11 protein-coding genes and 1 riboswitch are annotated in these 18,385 nt (G+C 58.8%); of the genes, 10 read left to right on the plus strand and 1 reads right to left on the minus strand.

The window, feature by feature from the left end; translation table 11 throughout:
• Window positions 1-57 precede the first annotated feature (57 nt).
• The 6 genes from ligA to Q4P78_RS03985 all read left to right on the plus strand — a co-directional run bounded on the left by ligA (window position 58) and on the right by Q4P78_RS03985 (window position 9,024).
• Entirely contained in the window at window positions 58-2,220 is a 2,163-nt protein-coding gene (gene ligA, locus Q4P78_RS03960) for an NAD-dependent DNA ligase LigA (RefSeq protein WP_303339105.1), read from the plus strand.
• A gap of 627 nt (window positions 2,221-2,847) precedes the next feature.
• Window positions 2,848-3,525, plus strand: coding sequence for a transglycosylase family protein (locus Q4P78_RS03965; protein WP_303339018.1), 678 nt, complete (start codon window positions 2,848-2,850; stop codon window positions 3,523-3,525).
• 252 nt (window positions 3,526-3,777) lie between these two features.
• Window positions 3,778-4,077 (plus strand): Asp-tRNA(Asn)/Glu-tRNA(Gln) amidotransferase subunit GatC, encoded by a 300-nt coding sequence (gatC, locus tag Q4P78_RS03970; RefSeq protein WP_303339019.1) that lies wholly within the window; start codon window positions 3,778-3,780, stop codon window positions 4,075-4,077.
• Between the two features lie 12 nt (window positions 4,078-4,089).
• The gene (gatA, locus tag Q4P78_RS03975; protein ID WP_303339020.1) at window positions 4,090-5,655 is read left to right on the plus strand and encodes an Asp-tRNA(Asn)/Glu-tRNA(Gln) amidotransferase subunit GatA; all 1,566 of its coding nucleotides are present in this window, start codon (window positions 4,090-4,092) and stop codon (window positions 5,653-5,655) included.
• The gene (gene gatB, locus Q4P78_RS03980; RefSeq protein WP_303339021.1) at window positions 5,655-7,160 is read left to right on the plus strand and encodes an Asp-tRNA(Asn)/Glu-tRNA(Gln) amidotransferase subunit GatB; all 1,506 of its coding nucleotides are present in this window, start codon (window positions 5,655-5,657) and stop codon (window positions 7,158-7,160) included. The genes gatA and gatB overlap by 1 nt, the downstream gene beginning before the upstream one ends.
• A gap of 208 nt (window positions 7,161-7,368) precedes the next feature.
• Entirely contained in the window at window positions 7,369-9,024 is a 1,656-nt protein-coding gene (locus Q4P78_RS03985; protein WP_303339022.1) for an ABC transporter ATP-binding protein, read from the plus strand.
• 89 nt (window positions 9,025-9,113) lie between these two features.
• Here Q4P78_RS03985 and Q4P78_RS03990 read toward each other — a convergent pair whose 3' ends face one another.
• Window positions 9,114-11,309, minus strand: a complete 2,196-nt coding sequence (locus Q4P78_RS03990) for a S9 family peptidase (protein WP_303339023.1) — start codon at window positions 11,307-11,309, stop codon at window positions 9,114-9,116.
• 444 nt (window positions 11,310-11,753) lie between these two features.
• On the opposite strand from Q4P78_RS03990, the gene Q4P78_RS03995 reads away from it, so the two are divergent.
• From Q4P78_RS03995 to Q4P78_RS04010, 4 genes are all read left to right on the plus strand, one after another.
• Entirely contained in the window at window positions 11,754-13,334 is a 1,581-nt protein-coding gene (locus Q4P78_RS03995) for a vWA domain-containing protein (RefSeq protein ID WP_303339024.1), read from the plus strand.
• Window positions 13,335-13,517: 183 nt separating this feature from the next.
• On the plus strand, window positions 13,518-15,092 hold the full coding sequence (locus tag Q4P78_RS04000) for a glycoside hydrolase family 32 protein (protein WP_303339025.1): 1,575 nt from the start codon (window positions 13,518-13,520) through the stop codon (window positions 15,090-15,092).
• Window positions 15,093-15,331: 239 nt separating this feature from the next.
• Window positions 15,332-15,450: riboswitch (SAM riboswitch) on the plus strand.
• Window positions 15,451-15,596: 146 nt separating this feature from the next.
• Window positions 15,597-16,937 (plus strand): bifunctional o-acetylhomoserine/o-acetylserine sulfhydrylase, encoded by a 1,341-nt coding sequence (locus Q4P78_RS04005; protein WP_303339026.1) that lies wholly within the window; start codon window positions 15,597-15,599, stop codon window positions 16,935-16,937.
• Window positions 16,938-17,084: 147 nt separating this feature from the next.
• Entirely contained in the window at window positions 17,085-18,356 is a 1,272-nt protein-coding gene (locus Q4P78_RS04010; RefSeq protein WP_303339027.1) for a homoserine O-acetyltransferase, read from the plus strand.
• Window positions 18,357-18,385: the final 29 nt, after the last annotated feature.

Here is an 18,385-nt window from a genome sequence, read left to right on the forward strand (position 1 = left end):
ACTGAAAAAGAGACCGCCGAAACCACCCCCGCACATACGAGCGCCCCGGCAGTAGAACTGACCGAAGAGCTGCGTGAAGAATACGCTCAGCTGATTGATAGCGTGCGCGCTGCCCGCGCCGCCTACTACGACCGTGACGCACCCACCATTTCCGATGCCGACTACGACCAGCTCTACCGCCGCCTGGAAGAGTTGGAGGCACTGCATCCGAGCATAATTGCCAATGATTCTCCCACCCAGGAAGTGGGCGGTAGCGCCAATGAAGCTTTTGCCCCCGTGCAGCATCTGGCGCGCATGTACTCCCTGGAGGATGTCTTCTCCCTGGAAGAGCTGAGCGCATGGCTCGCCAAGACGGCTGAGAATGCCCAAACCCTTGCCTCCCATAGTCCCCGCTGGCTCACCGAGCTGAAAATCGACGGTCTGGCGGTCAACCTGCTTTACCGCAATGGTTCCCTGGTGCGCGCGGCAACCCGTGGCGATGGCACCACCGGTGAAGATGTCACCCACAATGTGCTGACCATCGGCACTATTCCTACGCGCCTGGCGGGCGAAAATCACCCCGAAGAGATTGAAATTCGCGGTGAAGTCTTTATTTCCTCCGCAGATTTCCTCACACTCAATGAATCCATGGTTGCCGCAGGTAAGGCGCCCTTTGCCAATCCGCGCAATGCTGCCGCCGGCTCCCTGCGCCAAAAGGACGCTTCCATTACCGCCCAGCGCCCCCTGAGCATGTTCGTGCACGGTGTGGGCGCCCGCACCCAGGTGCTGGATGCAGCGGGCGAACCTATTACCCGCCAATCTCAGATCTACGATCTGCTTGCTTCCTGGGGTCTGCCGGTTTCCCCCTATAGCCGCGTGCTGGATACTCGCGAGGAAATCCTGGACTATATTGCCAGCTACGGTGAGAAGCGCCATTCCCTGGTGCATGAAATCGACGGCATTGTTATTAAGATTGACGACTTTGCCGTGCAGGAGCAGCTGGGTTACACCTCCCGCGTGCCCCGCTGGGCCGTTGCCTATAAGTACCCGCCCGAAGAGGTCAATACCAAACTGCTGGATATTCGCGTGGATGTGGGTCGTACCGGCCGCGTGACCCCCTACGCTGTGATGGAGCCGGTTTTTGTTTCCGGCTCCACCGTGGAACGCGCCACCCTGCACAATCAGGATGTGGTCAAGGCCAAGGGCGTGCTGATCGGCGACACCGTGGTACTGCGCAAGGCGGGCGATATTATTCCCGAAATCGTCGGCCCCGTGGTGGCTCTGCGCGATGGCAGCGAACGTGAGTTTGTGATGCCCTCAACCTGTCCCTCCTGTGGGTCGGCTCTGGCTCCGGGTAAAGAGGGAGATGTGGATCTGCGCTGCACGAACCCCGCCTCCTGCCCGGCTCAGCTGACCGAGCGTATATTCTATGCTGCCTCCCGCGGCGCCTTTGATATTGAGGCGCTGGGCTTTGAAGCCGCCAAAGCACTAACCAGCCCCGTGGGTGAACCCGTGCTCACCAGCGAGGCTCAGCTCTTTGATCTGACCCCTGACATGCTCGAGCATGTCATGGTTGAGCGTGAGAAGAAGGTCAAGGGTGTGCCCACCGGCAAGCTGGAGCAGCTGCCTTATTTCTGGACCAAGGCAACTAAGAGTCGCGAGTCCAAGCCTTCCAAGACCACTATGAACCTGATGGATCAGCTGCAGAAGGCCAAGAGCCAGCCGCTTTGGCGTGTGCTGGTGGCTTTGTCTATTCGTCATGTGGGTCCCACTGCGGCGCGCGCCCTGGCTGCTGCCTTTGGCTCGATGGACGCCATTCGTTCCGCCTCCCGCGAGGATCTGGCGCAGGTGGACGGCGTGGGTGAAACCATTGCCGATTCGATCCGCGAGTGGTTTAGCGTGGATTGGCATGCGGAGATTGTGGACGCCTGGGCTGTTGCCGGTGTGCGCATGGAAGATGAAGTGGATGAGTCTCTGGAGCGTACCCTGGAGGGTTTGACCGTGGTGGTCACCGGTACTCTTAGCCAGTTCACTCGCGATAGCGCCAAGGAAGCTATTATTTCTCGTGGCGGTAAGGCCAGTGGTTCGGTCTCTAAGAAGACCAGCTTCGTGGTGGCAGGCCCTGCTGCCGGTTCTAAGTTGGATAAGGCTCAGGCTCTGGGTGTTCCGGTGCTGGATGAGGAGGGTTTTGCGGCTCTGCTGGCTGGCGGTCCGGCGGCTGTTGAATCGCTGATTAAGTAGGGCTGCTGAAGGCTTTCCTGTAGATAAGCTGTGTCATAGCGAAGAAGACGCTATGTTTGGGGATAAACACGCTGAAATATGAAAAACTTAAAAATTTTTCAGACTCCGGCAATTCCCGAGCTGTTTGACACTCTGCGGAAAGTTAAGGCACGTGGTTTGGAGCATAATGCTCCTGTTAAAACCCCCGGAAATACAGGCAAGGGGAGGGTAGTGCAGTGAAAAGTGCTAGCCTCCCCTCAATTTTCCCCATATATAGATAGCAGGCTATAAAACAGCTTCTGCGGGCAAAAGCAACCCCTCAGAGCTTAAAAAATACTTGGAATTCACAGCTTGCTGCGTTATCTTGGAGTACAGATTAAGCGCGTCCAGCATGGACACGCTTAAGTTGCGGCCTTGGAAAATCCGCAACGATGCCGGTTCTACCGTACGCCTTCATGCGTAAACCTAACGGCAGCCAGTGAGCCTCCTACCCATTATCGAGGTTCGCCGGGCACGACCTGGGGAGCGTATGTCCTGCCATTCACAGGGTAGAGCCACAAATGTAAGCGATATGTAATTATCAAGGTGAATGGCGACGCGCTAGAGCCTCGGGGACGGGGCGATGCGGAGGCGGCCTTTAGGAGCATTATGAAGAAGAATTCCACCATTCGCCGTTCCGCTGCTGCTCTTGCCATTGGTGGTGCTGCAGTAGCTACCATGTCGATGCCCGCTGCTAACGCAGTGGACGGCGCTACCTGGGACGCACTGGCACAGTGCGAGTCCGGTGGCAACTGGTCCATCAACACCGGTAACGGCTTCTATGGCGGTCTGCAGTTCACCCAGCAGTCCTGGAACGGCGTCGGCATGTCCGGCTCCCCCCAGACCGCTACTCGTGCACAGCAGATCGAAGCAGGTGAGCGTCTGCTCGCAGTTCAGGGTTGGGGCGCATGGCCCGCATGCTCCGCTAAGCTCGGCCTGTACGGCAAGAGCGGTGCAGCACCGACCTACACCAACCCCGGTGCAACCCAGACCGTAGCAGCTCAGTCCCAGCAGCAGCAGGCATACACTGCTCCTGCTACCCAGGCTCCCGCAGCTCCGGCAGCACCGGCTGCTCCCGCAACTCAGGCTCCCGCAGCACCCGCTGCACCGGCAGCTCCCGTTGCAGCATCCGGTACCTACACCGTGGTTGCAGGTGACACCCTGTCCCTGATCGCAGCTAAGCTGGGCGTTTCCGGCGGCTACCAGGCGATTGCAGCAGCTAACACCGACGTGATTTACAACGTTGACCTGATCTTCCCCGGTCAGGTGCTGAACATCCCCGCCTAATAACGAGGATCTACAGCATCACCGATAGGTAGATTTGAGCGTAAAACCTCTGTAGCATGTCAGGCCCCGCCCCATCCGGTATTGGATGAGGCGGGGCCTTGCTATGCGCACAGCGGCAGGGGAGTACACCGCCCAATAATCCCGGCTGCAGCAGCCCAACGGAGCATGGAATATGCTGTCATCTATCCTGCCCGCACGCCCCTATCGGGTAGACTAGTTAAGTTATAAACATCTAAGACATACGGAGAACACATGTCTGCCATCACTCTAGAGCAGGTCAAGCACCTGGCGCAGCTGGCACATATCGACATGACCGATGACGAACTGGAAGCCCTGACCCAGGAACTGGACGTTATCGTCAACTCGGTCGAGAGCATGTCGGAAGCCATCGGTGACGATATCCCCGCAACGAGCCACCCCATCCCCCTGAGCAACGTCTTCCGCGAAGACGTGGTCGGCGATACCGTGCTGACCCAGGAGCAAGCACTATCCGGTGCACCCGATGCGCAGGACGGCAAGTTCCGCGTGCCCGCAATCCTCAACGAAGACTAAGGGGCGTACTCAATGACTGAACTCATTAAACTCACCGCCGCAGAAGCAGCCGCAAAGCTGGCAGCCGGCGAAATCACCTCGGTGGAACTCACCCAGGCGCACCTGGACCACATTGCAGCCACCGACGGTGCACAGGGTCTGAACGCCTTCCTGCATGTGAACGCAGAAGAAGCCCTGGCAGAAGCAGCAGCCGTAGACGCAGACCGCGCAGCCGGTAAGGAACTGCCCGCCCTGGCAGGCGTGCCCATCGCCATTAAGGACCTGATTGTCACCAAGGGGCAGCCCACCACCGCAGCATCCAAGATGCTCGAAGGCTGGATGAGCCCCTACGACGGCACCGTCACCCAGAAGGTACGCGCAGCACGCATGCCGATCCTGGGCAAGACCAACCTGGACGAATTCGCTATGGGTTCCTCCAATGAGCACTCCGCATTCGGCCCCGTGCGCAACCCCTGGGATCTGCAGCGCGTGCCCGGCGGCTCCGGCGGTGGCTCCGCAGCTGCTGTCTCCGCATTCCAGGCACCCCTGGCACTGGGCACCGACACCGGTGGCTCCATCCGCCAGCCGGCTGCACTGACCGGTTCCGTGGGTGTCAAGCCCACCTACGGCTCCGTTTCCCGCTCCGGCGTGATCGCTATGGCATCCTCCCTGGACCAGGTTGGTCCCTGTGCACGTACCGTGCTGGACACCGCCCTGCTGCACGAGGTCATTGCCGGCCACGACCCGCTGGACTCCACCAGCCTGAACGAACCCGTACCCGCCTTTGCACAGGCAGCACGTGAAGGCGCTCAGGAAGGCTCCCTCAAGGGTCTGCGCGTGGGCGTTATTAAGGAGCTCGGCGGCGGTTCCGGTAAGGGCTTCCAGCACGGCGTGATTGCACGCTTTATGGACTCCCTGGAACTGCTGCAGGCAGCCGGCGCCGAGATCGTTGAGGTCTCCCTGCCCAGCGTGCAGCACGCCATTAGCGCCTACTACATGATCATGTCCTCCGAGGTGTCCTCCAACCTGGCACGCTACGACGGCGTGCGCTACGGTCTGCGCGTTGTCCCCGAAGACGGCCCGGTCACCATCGAGCGCGTTATGGCTGCAACCCGCGCAGCGGGCTTCGGCAACGAGGTTAAGCGCCGTATTATTCTGGGTACCTACGCGCTGTCCGCAGGTAACTTCGAGGCGTACTACGGTGCGGCTCTGAAGGTCCGCACCCTGATTCAGCGCGACTACGCGGCAGCCTTTGAGAAGGTTGACGTGCTCGTGAGCCCCACCAGCCCCACCACTGCCTTCAAGCTGGGTGAGAAGACCAAGGGCGACCCGACCGCAATGTACCTGGGCGATATCGCAACCGTGCCCACCAACCTTGCCGGTGTTCCCTCCATCTCCCTGCCCGCCGGTGTGGCTGAAGAAGACGGCATGCCCGTCGGTATTCAGTTCACCGCACCCGCACGCGAAGACGCACGTCTGTACCGCGTGGCGGCAGGCCTGGAGAAGCTGCTGACCGATAAGTGGGGCGCACCCTTCTACACCCGCATCCCTGATGTGACCGAAACGATCCGCGACTTTGACTTTGGGGGTACCAAGTAATGAGCGACGAAATCCTCAGCTTCGAAGAAGCAATGGACAAGTACGACCCGGTTCTGGGTTTTGAGGTGCACGTTGAGCTGAACACCAAGACCAAAATGTTCGACTCCGCACCGAATGAGTTCGGCGATGAGCCGAACACCAACGTCAGCCCCGTCTCCCTGGGCCTGCCCGGCGCCATGCCGGTGGTCAACAAGGTAGCGGTTGAGTCCGCTATTAAGCTGGGTCTGGCACTGGGTTGTGAGATTGCGCCGATTACCTACTTCGCGCGTAAGAACTACTTCTACCCGGACACCCCGAAGAACTTCCAGACCTCCCAGCACCACAAGCCCATTGCTGAAAACGGCAAGCTGGATGTGGAGCTGGAAGACGGCACCATCTTCACCGTGGAGATTGAGCGCGCGCACATGGAAGAAGACGCCGGTAAGCTCACCCACGTGGGTGGCGCTGACGGCCGTATTCAGGGTGCAGCCTTCTCCCTGGTGGACTACAACCGTGCCGGTGTGCCCCTGATCGAGATCGTGACCAAGCCTATCGTTGGTGCAGGCGACCGTGCGCCCGAGCTGGCTCGTGCCTATGTTGCCGCTATTCGCGATATCGTCAAGAACCTGGGTATTTCCGAGGCTCGTATGGAGCGCGGTAATGTGCGCTGCGATGCGAACGTCTCCCTGATGCCCAAGGGCGCTACGAAGTTCGGTACCCGCTCCGAGACCAAGAACGTGAACTCCCTGCGCTCTGTTGAGCGCGCGGTGCGCTACGAGATTCGCCGCCACGCCGCTGTGCTGGAATCCGGCAAGTCCGTGCTGCAGGAGACCCGCCACTGGCACGAGGATACCCGCGAGACCTCCGCAGGCCGCCCCAAGAGCGACGCGGATGACTACCGCTACTTCCCCGAGCCGGACCTGGTTCCCGTGGTGACCAATGACGAGTGGATCGAGAGCCTGCGCGCAACCCTGCCGGAGCCTCCCGCTGAGCGTCGCCGTCGTCTTAAGGGCGAGTGGGGTTACTCCGATGAGGAATTCCGCGATGTGGTCAACGCCGGTGCTCTGGACATTATTGAAGAGACCGTCACTGCCGGTGCTTCGGCTGCTGCAGCCCGCAAGTGGTGGATGGGTGAGATTGCCCGCCGCGCTAAGCAGGCTGAGGTTGAGCTGACCGCCCTGGGTGTTACCCCTGCGATTGTGGTTGAGCTGGAATCCCTGATTTCTGAGGGCAAGATTAATGACAAGATTGCCCGTCAGGTGCTGGAGTTCGTGCTTGCCGGTGAAGGTGCTCCCTCCGAGATCGTTGAGGCACGCGGCCTGGCTGTGGTTTCCGATGATGGCGCGCTGACTGCCGCTGTTCAGGAAGCTCTGGCTGCTATGCCCGATGTTGCCGAGAAGATCCGTTCCGGTAAGATTCAGGCTGCCGGTGCTGTGGTCGGTCAGGTGATGAAGGCTACCCGCGGTCAGGCTGATGCTGCCCGCGTGCGCGAACTGATTCTGGCTGAGTGCGGTGTTGAGGGCTAAGCCCCTGTAGCGCTGATAGCGTATAGAGATACCCCGTCCGGGTTTATGCCCGGGCGGGGTATTTCTTTATCTTTGTGTATAGGGGGCTGGTATGCTGTGTAGTATTCAGACACCTTATGCGCGCATATAACTTGTCTGATGGCAGATAATTTGTCTGATGAGGAAAACACAGGCAGCGTAGAGATAAACCGCAAGGAAGCAACACACTATGAAAACACGCCATCTTCTCAGCGTATGGGTGCTGACCCCTATCCTGGCGCTCATCTGCGTGGCAGAAGCACCCCTCATTGGAGCCATCGGTCAGGCAATCGTTGACTCCAACGCCTCCGCATACCTAAGCCTCATGGGCGGGGTACTGCTCTATATTCTCGTGCGCGTCAGCCTGCACTACGCCCGGCAATACTCGGCAACCCTGGCGACTGCCGAGCTGACCAACTCCCTGCGCGAGCGCCTCATGTCCTCCATTGCCTCCGCCCCCCTGGCGCAGCTGAGTAAGCATAAACCGGACTACTATATCGCCCAATTCACCAGCCAAATCGACTACGTCAAGGGCTCCTACTACGACCAGCTCATGTGGGGCGGGTACCTCGCCACCCAGCTGGTTCTTGCCCTGGCTCTCGCCTTTTACACCAACCCACTTATGGCTGCGCTGACCATTCTGCTCTGCCTGCCCGTATGCGCCCTGCCCCTGCTGACCCAGAAAATTATTGGGCGCCGAGCCGAAGAATATATTGCAGCCACGACCGAACTCACCGAGAAAAGCGCGGATATTCTGCGCGGCGCCTCCGAATGGAAACGTACCGGGCACCGCAAAACTTACGCAAACCTCTACTCCCTGCTGCGCGCACGATGGTTCTCCGCCTACCGAACCAATAGCCGTACCCAGGAGCGCGTGGACGCCATCAACACTCTCTTTACCGTGCTGCTCTACCTGGGCTCCTGGGCTATTGGCGGTTACCTGGTGATTATTAATCTGCTGAGCCTGCCTCAATTGCTGATCTTTACCCAGCTGACCGGTATGATCTGCATGCCCCTCTACTCGGCAAGCGCCATTATTCCCGAGCTGATTGCCGGTCGTACCGCCCTGCGCCAGCTGCAGACAGCAATCCCCACCGAAGAGAAGAACCCTGCTACGATCACCCTGGATGAGGCTGAGCATATTCGTGCCTATTCCTACCGGGACGTACAGCTCTTTGACAGCTCGGAACCGATGACCCTGCACCTGGAAACCTCCAAGAAATACCTGGTGGTTGGTGCCAGCGGTAGCGGCAAAAGCACCCTCTTTAAACCCCTGCTGGGTTTGAACCGGACCTATAGCGGAACTCTAAACGCTCAGCTGAGCAGCGATAGGGCGCGCGATTGCCGGGGCCTGGATGATAAGAGCCTGAACCGTTCCGTGGGGTATCTGTCCCAAAGCAGCTATATCTTCACCGATACCCTGCGTGAGAACCTACGCCTGCACGATGAATCAATCAGTGACGAGCAGATTATGGCTGCTTGTGCCACCGCCGGAATTGATGGGTGGGTCAACGCTCAGGGACTGGACTATATGGTTAGTTCCGATTTGAGCGAAATGTCCGGTGGTGAGCGTCAGCGCCTGTTGCTGGCACGCACCCTGCTCGGCTCCCCGCGCTTTGCCATTATTGACGAGCTAACCAGCGGTTTGGATGCGGGCACCGCTGCCTCCATTGAGCAGCGCCTGCTGAATCTTCCGATGGGCATGGTGTACATTAGCCACCGTATGAGCGATGAACTCATGGATTCTGTAGATGAGGTGCTGGTTCTCTCGCAGGGACAGATTATTGCTCGAGGCTCAGCCGATGATGTGCGCGATGCGGTGCGCGAGCAGAAGCTTATGGTGTAGTCCTGCTCGCTATGGCGAGAAAAAAGAGTTCTGCCCCGCGTGCTCACAGGAACATGCGGGGCAGAACTCTTATATCAAGCGGAATAATCCTACTTGGTAATACCCAGGTTATAGAGCATAAATGCGTAATCCCAGGCGCGCTCACGCCAGGCGGTAAAGCGACCCGAACCGCCACCGTGACCGGCATCCATCTCAATCTTCAACAGAGGAATAGGCGAAGACGGATCAATGGTCTCGCGCAGGGCGGCAACCCACTTCGCCGGCTCAACATAGAGCACACGAGTGTCATTGAAACTGGTGGTCGCAGCAATCGCCGGGTAACGCACCGGGCGGATATTCTCATAGGGAGAATAGGACTTCATATACTCATAGGCGTCCTTATCCTCAATTGGGTTGCCCCATTCCTCCCATTCCAGGGCGGAGAGCGGCAGCTCCGGGTCAAGGATCGTGGTCAGTGCATCCACAAAAGGTACCGCCGCCAAAATAGCGGTGTACTTCTCGGGCGCCAAATTCGCCACGGCGCCCATGAGCAAACCGCCGGCAGAACCACCAAATGCCGCCACGCGGGAAGCATCTACCCACGGCTTAGAGACCAGGTGATCGGTGACCGCCACGAAGTCGCTAAAGCTATTCTTCTTCTTATCCTTCTTGCCGTCCAAGTACCACTGGCGGCCCATCTCGCCACCGCCGCGAATATGAGCAATCGCGTAGACGACATTGCGATCCAGCAGGGACAGAGCCATCGCCGAGAACGAAGGATCAATCGAGGACTCGTAGGAACCGTAAGCGTACTGAATCAGCGGGTGCTCCTGCTCAAGATCCAGGTCTGCGCGGTGCATGACCGAAATCGGAATCAGAGTGCCGTCGGAAGCCTTCGCCCAATCGCGGTACGCACGGTAATTCGCGCGATCATAACCGCCCAGAACCGGGGTCTCGCGGCGCAGCACCAGGATCTGAGACATGGGGAAGTAATCGTACACGCGGCGCGGGGTCAGGAAGGAGGTGTAGGCAATGCGCACCACAGGCGAGTAATTCTCGGCGCGCAGCACATCGGTGGTGTAGAGCTCCTCGTCAAAACCTGCCGGTTCCATAAAGGTAATACCGGCGGGCTTCTTCTTGCGCAGCTGCACCGGCAGAGCCTCACGGGGTGCCAGGAAGAGACGCACGGTGGTATTGGCGCGCGCGGTGACCACCAGGTGGGTTGCAGAGAGGGTAAAGCCCTCCACACGCACATTCTCACTATGGCGAATCACCGGCACCCATTCGCTCACATACTCATCGAGCTGCTCGCGGGTGGTAACCGTCTGCTCGGGCAGGGGAGCGAGCACCAGCTCGGAGTTGAGCGCATTGTAATCGTGCTGAATCAGCAGGTGCACACCACCGACAATAGTAATCGGCTCGGCGTGGTATTCAATGCGCACATCGCGGCTAATAATGGTGCGCAGCGGTGCGTGCACATCGGCAATGGGCACAATGGAAGTCTCGGAGAACTCGGAATTGCCGCTGGAGAGCACAATATGGGAGCGGTCCGCGCTCATCTTAGCGCCCAGCCACATGGTGACATCCGCCTCTTCGTAGAGCAGGTAATCCTCGGTGTAGCTGGTGCCAATGGTGTGCACATAGGCGCGGTAGGGGCGCCAGGAATCATCGGGCACCAGGTAGACCAGCTGGGTTGCGTGGTTAATAAAGAAGGAGCCGGAGAAAACATTCGGGATGGTATCCTCCAGCCACTGACCGGTTTCAAGGTTGAGGAAACGCTGCTCAAAACGTTCATCGCCACTATCATCGACCGAGACGCTCAGCAGCTTACCGTTACGGGATGGCTGGAAAGTGCCCAGAGCGAAGAACTTCATATCCTTGGCGTATTCATTGCAATCCAGGATAATCTCTTCGCCCTCCAGGGGCTCACCGGCGGTCAGGGTCGGGGGAGTGTAGCGGGCTACCTCGTCGCCCTCAAGGTCGGCGTGCACACGGCAGAAAATGGGGTACTGACCGCCGCGCACCATGCGGCTGTAGTACCACCAATCACCAATGCGATTGGGCACGGTCATATCCGCCAGCTGGGTGCGTGCCTTTATCTCTTCAAAGATCGCATCGCGCAGGGGCTGCTGATCGGCGGTCACAGCCTCGGTGTAGGCATTTTCTGCGGTCAGGTGCTCAATAACTTCGGCGGATTCTTTATCGCGCAGCCACTCATAGGAATCGATAAAAGTATCGCCGTGGTAGGTGCGTTCAAAGGGTACTTTTTTCGCCACCGGCAGGGTGGGAATATCGTTCAGGCTCATGTTTGCCTTTCTATGTAATCTAGCTTATATCCAGTGTATAGAATCTCTGCGCGGCTGTGCTGAATTTTGGTATGTTTTGCCGGAATATGGGCGGGGATGGATGCTCTTGAATGTTCCCGGAGCGGGTGTCGGGGTGGCTTGGGCCGAAGGCATTTGGAAACGGCACATGTGCCTAGGGCGCACCCGCTGCTCCCGTGTGAATTTTCCCGGATCATGCCGTCCAAACGGGCACAGCATCTGAAAACGGAGATATGACTTACCTAAGTTTCTAGGTGTGGTTGAAAAATGCATATATAGAGGTGTATAACTTGCACGCCCTAAACCGCCACTTTTAGGGTGGATAGTACGGGGTATATCCCGAATCCATCTACGCGATGTAAAAGCACACCAACCATACGATCTTCAGGCCGCCTGCGGGCGGTCTCATAGCCCAAAGGACGTGCAATGACGTTGAAGAAAACTTTCGCAGCGGGCGCGCTCGCCTGCTCCCTGGCACTGACCCCGGCAGCCCTTGCTGCAGATAGCTGCACCAGCGGCATCGTGCAGCAGGACGCCAACCAGGAATTTGACCCCGGTAAGGTACACCTGCACGGTAAGGTCTCGGTCACAAACCAGAACACCGCACCCACGAACGTTGTATTCGTGATGGATCTCTCCGGATCCACCGCTATGCCCGATCATATGGACTGCAATGGCGACGGTGTCAAGGATGCCAAGGATAATTTCAATAGGGATACTTTCGTCGGCGATGTGCTCGACTGCGAGGTCTCCGCGGTCCAGAAGCTGAACGCTCAGCTGGCGGCACTGCCCAGCTCCGACCAGAATATCCGCGTGTCCGTGGTTGCATTCGGTAGTAATGCTCATGCGCTGGCGCTGGATCCGAACGGTGCAACCTGGGTAGCACCCGGCCACACGGTTAACGGCCAGAATGCCGTCAATTTTGTCACCCACGGTACCACAGCAGGTAGCGTGAAGGCATATCAGGACGTGGATGTTTCCTACGGTACGGACTTCCATGATGCGCTGGAGGCAGCCTACGGCCAGCTGGATCAGGTCCAGGGCGATAAGTACATTTTCTTCCTCTCCGATGGTAATGCCTCTCTGTACAGCAGCACGAAGGAACTGCTGAAGAAGCACGCCGCGGATGTGAAGCTGCGTACCTTCGCGGTGGGTAAGGCTGCCAAGTGCGATGGAACTCCCCTGAGTGAGATGGCTCAGAGCAGCGGCGAATCCTGCACTCACATTATTGACCCGGCAAGCTTGAGCACGGCGCTTACCTCCTCGACCTCGGCAAGCATTAAGTCCGTGACCGTCACCTATCAGGGCAAGGAATACCCCGCAACGATTGACGCGATCGGCAATATTAGCGTTGACCTGCCGGAAACCACCCCGGGTGCGCACACCGCGAAGGTTGTGGTGCACTACAGCGATGGCACCAGCGCAACCTCCTGCGATTGGACCTTCCGCGTTAAGGGCACTCCCGCTGTAACCCCCAGCCCCAGTGTTTCTGCCTCTCCCAGCCCTTCCCCGAGCGTTTCTGCTAGCCCCTCTGCTACCGCAGTACCGAGTACAACCCCGAGCGTGAAGCCTTCTGCTTCCCCGAGCGCTTCGGTGAGCCCCTCGGCTACCGCAACTCCGAGCGCAACGGTGACTGCAACTCCTTCGGCAAGCGCAAGCCCGAGCACTTCTGCTACTCCCTCGGTTACCGCAACTCCGAGCGCATTTGCAAGCCCCAGTGCATCCCCGGTTGCTTCTGAAAGCTCCAGCTCTGAAGACGTCACCGTTCGGGTGGATATCGAAGACGGTAAGTTCGTAGTCAAGACTGAGTCCAAGTCTAAGAGCGAAGCGAAAGCAAAGGCTCAGCAGGACAGCGAAGAGACCGCACAGCTAGAGAAGGAATCCCAGAAGGCTTCTACGAAGAAGCTCGCTTCCACCGGTTCCCAGGCGGGTATTATCGCTGCGGCTGGTGCTGCCGCTCTGGTAGCAGGTGTGCTGCTGGTGGCTGCACGCCGTAAGCGCTCCTAAAGCCTAGAACTGATCGGGCGCTAAAGCCCTGAAGAAAAGCGCGGGTATGGGCAATACACAGTCCGTACCCGCGCTTTTCTATACCCGCGCTGTTCTACTCTCGAGGTGAAAAGGGCATAAAAATATGACGAAAATACCGGTGAAAATATATACACACACAATGCGCGCGATACAATAAAAACGATGAGTACCACTGACAATCACAGCTATAGCAGCCAGCGATTCCCCGGCCGAGACCTCGCCCAAGAAGCGCAGGAAACCCTCGAGCTTTGGGGTCCGCAGGTGCGCAATGACCGCGACTACCCCGCACTGCACCTAGCCCCGGCAGTTGGCCGCCTCAACGACCCCAACGGTCTAATCTTTGACGGCACCACCTACCACGCCTTCTACCAGTACTCACCCCTGCACCCCGAGCGCCTGGTCTACTGGCGCCACGCCACCAGTACCGATCTGAGCCACTGGGAAGACCGCGGTACCGCCCTGGTACCCAACACCATTTTCGATAGCCACGGCTGCTACTCCGGCAGCGGTATTTACGTGGACGGTCGCTATGAATTCTTCTACACCGGCAATGTCAAAGACGAAGAGGGCAAGCGCCAAACCTACCAAATCCGCGCCATTGCGCCCGAAAACTTCGTCGGCTCCGCCAAGCACCCCCATGAGGGTAGCTCCGAGCTTCAACGCGAACTACCTCCGCTGATTTCCGGACCGGAAGAAGGCTACACCGCCCACTACCGCGACCCGCACGTTATCTACCGCAAGGGCGCATGGTGGATGTTCATTGGCGCCCAGCGAACGGACAAAACCGGCGCCGTGGTCGCCTACACCAGCCAAGACCGTACATCGTGGACCTTCGCCGGTGAGCTGGGTATTAAAGACCCCGTGCTGGCTAAAAGCTATATGTTTGAGTGCCCCTCGGTGCTGCGCATGCGCGATGAACTGACCGGCTCCATGCAGGATGTACTGATTTTCTCCCCGCAGGGCATCACACCCAGCGGCGAAAAATACCACAATATTTACCAGAGCGGCTATATGGTCGGTAAGCTCAAAAAGTCGCTCAAATTCAAGGCCATTACCCCCTTCACCGAGCTGGACGCCGGCTTTGAATTCTACGCCCCGCAGAGCTTTAGCGGCACCGGTGAGCAGGCGGTACGCGCCGATGAAAGCGGTACCAACCCGCATATTGCACCCGTGCTCATGGCGTGGCTGGGTAACGCCGAACAGGACGATCTGCCCTCTTACTCGCACCGTTGGGTGCACACCATGACCTACCCGCGTGAGCTGCACCTGCGCGACGGCAAGCTCTACTATGCACCCGTAGCTCAGCTGGATCAGGTACTGCCCTTGAAACCTGCAGAAGCCGATGAAAAGGGTCGTATTAAGGAGCTCAAGGACGCACGTGTATGGCGTCTGCGCGGTACCGTGGACGTCTCCGGCCGCCGCGCCAAGCTGCGCATTAAGGACGCCCACGGCGTGGCACTGAGCATTGATTTGGCGAAGGATTTCGCCTCCATGGATCGCAGCGGCACCCGCTACACCGAAGGCGGCAGCCTGCGCCAGCGCAGCCTGGACAAGAGCACCCTGCGCTCCTTCGAGCTACTGGTAGATGGCTCCACCACCGAACTTTTCGTTGGTGGAGAGGGACATACCGGTTACGCCGAGGTCTTTAGCGCTCGCACGTTCTTTAATGGTTCTAAGCGTCGCGTGCGCATTACCGGTGCTGAGATTGTGAGCCTGGAATACGCCCGTTTGGACTAGTGTTTTAGGCAATCTAGAGCTATAGCCTGAACCGCCGCCAAGCGCCCGCTGTCTTAAGAGATTCTTAAAGTCAGCGGGCGCTTAGTGCATTTAAACTCGAGTATTTAAAGCGGCGGCTTTAAGACAGAGCCCGCGAAATATTACGGCGGTGCGCGTCATAAATGTCATAGATTAACTCATTACGTCATATAGCCGGTAGTTCTTGACCGGCATAGCGGCTCTATGTCACTCTAGAGCCAGGTCATGAGAGCCAGCAATAAGCCCCAGCTAGCTGGCCGGCAACCCTCCAACCGCGGCGGGGTGCCCTGGGTGAAGACCGGGCGCTATTGTCACAAGGACAGCAGCGCAAGCGCGGGACCGATGTGCCCGACTCTTTAGGCGCATCGTTTTTCGTATACAGAGATACTTCCTCCTAGAACGAGCTGGAGCGAGAAACCTGTACCGAAAGAGACGGCATGCGGCCCCGAGATAAGAACAACTATCTATCTCAAGGAGCCTATCAGCATGAGCACCACTTCCGTCCCGACTCCCGCAAACCCTGCCGGTTGGCAGTTCGAAACCCGCCAGATTCACGCGGGCCAGGCACCGGATGCCGCAACGGGAGCTCGGGCACTACCGATCTATCAGACCACCTCCTTCGTCTTCCCCGACGCACAGACCGCAGCAAACCGCTTCGCTCTCTCTGAACTCGGACCGATTTACACCCGTCTGAACAACCCCACCCAGGAAGCCATTGAAAACCGTATCGCCTCCCTGGAAGGTGGCGTGGGTGCCCTGCTGCTTGCCTCCGGTCAGGCAGCAATCACCTACTCCATTCTGAATATTGCAGGCGCGGGCGACCACATTGTTGCTTCCCCCTCCCTGTACGGTGGCACCTACAACCTGCTCAAGTACACCCTGGCAGATCTGGGCATTGAAACCACCTTCGTGGAAAACCCGGACGATTTGGATGCATGGCGTGCAGCGGTTCGCCCCAACACCAAGCTCTTCTACGGCGAATCCGTGCCTAACCCCAAGAACGATGTGTTCGACATTGAGCCCATTGCAGCCATCGCCCACGAGCACGGCGTGCCGCTGATTGTGGACAATACCGTCGCCACCCCTTACCTGCTGCGCCCGATCGAGCACGGCGCTGACGTGGTGGTGCACTCGGCCACCAAGTACCTGGGCGGTCACGGCACCTCTATCGGCGGTGTCATTGTGGACTCCGGCAACTTCGACTACGGCAAGGACCCGGAAAAGTTCCCCAAGTTCAATGAAGAAGCCCCCGGCTACCACGGCCTGGTCTACGCCCGCGATCTGGGCGTGGGTAGTGCATTCGGTGCGAACCTCTCCTATATTTTGAAGGCTCGCGTTTCCCTGCTGCGCGATACCGGCGCCGCAATTTCGCCCACCAACGCCTTCAATATCGGTATCGGTCTGGAGACCCTCTCCCTGCGCGTAGACCGCCATATTGAAAACGCACGCGCGGTAGCCACCTGGCTGGAAAACCACCCGCAGGTTGCCTCTGTCTCCTGGGCGGGTCTGGAATCTTCCCCCTGGTACGAGCGCGCGCAGAAGTACCTGCCCAAGGGACCCGGCGCGATTGTGGGCTTCAGTCTCAAAGACGCCACCCTGGAACAGACCCGCGAGTTCGTCGACGCCCTGGTGCTACACTCCAATGTCGCCAATATTGGTGATGTGCGTTCCCTGGTGATCCACCCTGCCTCCACCACCCACGCTCAGCTGAGCGAAGAGGAACTGGCAGAGCTGGGCATTAGCGCCTCCTTTGTCCGCCTGGCGGTGGGTATTGAGGCCCTGGAAGATATTATTGCCGACCTCGAACTGGGTTTTGCCACCCTCTAGGGTGCGCTCCACACTCCGGTAGCACCCCAATTCTCTGTCCAAAAGCTACCGGATGAGTGTCTATCCCGCGCCGAAGATGCCGCGGGATAGACACTCCATGATCGAACACTGCGACCGGCTCCGCCACGGAGCCATAGGGGAGTAGATATGCGTCAAGAATTCAAGAACCTCGATAGCCGCCGCACCGGTGAATACCCCGGCGGTCAGGGCTATTTGCGCCACGCCGATATTGGCGATATGCGCCTGGATAACGGGCTGCTACTGCCCCAAGCCGTGCTCGGATTTGAAACCTGGGGCACGCTCAACGAAGCGGGAGATAACGCCATTTTGGTGCTACACGCCCTGACCGGCGACCCGCATGTATCCCGTGGCGTGCCCACCAGCGATATGCCCGATTACCTTGCCACCGAAGCCGAACGTGAAGGCTGGTGGGCGGGCATTATTGGCCCCGGTGCCGTGATCGATACCAATCGTTATTTTGTGCTTGCCCCCAATATTCTGGGTGGATGCTACGGCTCCACCGGGCCGGCATCCCTGATTCCCGAAGGTTACCCGGGTGAAGGCACCCCCTGGGGCTCCTCCTTCCCGCAGGTAACCATCCGCGACTCCGTGCGCGCCGAAGCTATCCTGGCGCACCAGTTGGGCATTACCAGCTTCCGCATGGTCATTGGTGGCTCCCTGGGAGGCGCTCGCGCCCTGGAATGGGCGGCGTGCTTCCCGGAACTGGTACGCGGATGCGCTGTCATTGCCTCCGGACCTGCGGCAACCGGCGAACAGATCGCCTGGGCGCACGCGCAAAACCTGGCGATTCGCATGGACCCGGCCTTTGCCCGCGGCAACTACTACGGTGGACCCGAACCCAAACAGGGTCTGGCTCTGGCGCGCCGCATTGCGCACACCACCTACCGATCCCCGGCGGAACTGGAGCATCGTTTTGGTCGTAAGCCGAACCCCAAGGTAGAGGGCTCTGTGGTGCCCCTGATCGACGGCACCGAGAGCGTGATTAGCGGAACCATTGGTGAGCCGCGCGGCCGCTACGCCATTGAAAGCTACCTGGATCATCACGGCCGTAAGCTCGTGCATCGTTTTGACGCCAATAGCTACCTGGTGGTTAACGAGGCGCTGATTTCCCACAATGTGGCGCGCGATCGTGGGTGCCTTTCCCAAGCTCTGGCGTCCAGTTTCTGCCAGTGGGTGGTGGCTGCCGTCAGTACCGACCGCCTTTTCTTCCCGCACGAATCCCAGGTGTTGGCTGACGCCCTGCCCGGGGATGTTCAGGTGGATATTATTGAATCCGACCACGGCCACGACGGGTTCCTGGTAGAAACCGACCAGGTGGAGCGCATTCTCGCTCGTGCTCTGGCTCAGGATATTCCTGCCTATCGGGTGACCGACCCTGCTGCTGCGGTAGTGGGCTAGGTTCTAAATCTATATAGGCCGGTGTCTGC

This window comes from Rothia sp. (in: high G+C Gram-positive bacteria) (assembly GCF_030540545.1).
GTDB lineage: Bacteria > Actinomycetota > Actinomycetes > Actinomycetales > Micrococcaceae > Rothia.

Bases quoted from the DNA above. Each gene is read 5' to 3' on its own strand.
- Q4P78_RS04010 (WP_303339027.1), top strand. From the start codon at position 17,085: ATGCGTCAAGAATTCAAGAACCTCGATAGCCGCCGCACCGGTGAATAC.
- Q4P78_RS03985 (WP_303339022.1), top strand. From the start codon at position 7,369: ATGAAAACACGCCATCTTCTCAGCGTATGGGTGCTGACCCCTATCCTG.
- Q4P78_RS03990 (WP_303339023.1), bottom strand. From the start codon at position 11,309: ATGAGCCTGAACGATATTCCCACCCTGCCGGTGGCGAAAAAAGTACCC.
- Q4P78_RS04000 (WP_303339025.1), top strand. From the start codon at position 13,518: ATGAGTACCACTGACAATCACAGCTATAGCAGCCAGCGATTCCCCGGC.
- gatC (WP_303339019.1), top strand. From the start codon at position 3,778: ATGTCTGCCATCACTCTAGAGCAGGTCAAGCACCTGGCGCAGCTGGCA.
- gatA (WP_303339020.1), top strand. From the start codon at position 4,090: ATGACTGAACTCATTAAACTCACCGCCGCAGAAGCAGCCGCAAAGCTG.
- Q4P78_RS03995 (WP_303339024.1), top strand. From the start codon at position 11,754: ATGACGTTGAAGAAAACTTTCGCAGCGGGCGCGCTCGCCTGCTCCCTG.
- Q4P78_RS03965 (WP_303339018.1), top strand. From the start codon at position 2,848: ATGAAGAAGAATTCCACCATTCGCCGTTCCGCTGCTGCTCTTGCCATT.
- gatB (WP_303339021.1), top strand. From the start codon at position 5,655: ATGAGCGACGAAATCCTCAGCTTCGAAGAAGCAATGGACAAGTACGAC.
- Q4P78_RS04005 (WP_303339026.1), top strand. From the start codon at position 15,597: ATGAGCACCACTTCCGTCCCGACTCCCGCAAACCCTGCCGGTTGGCAG.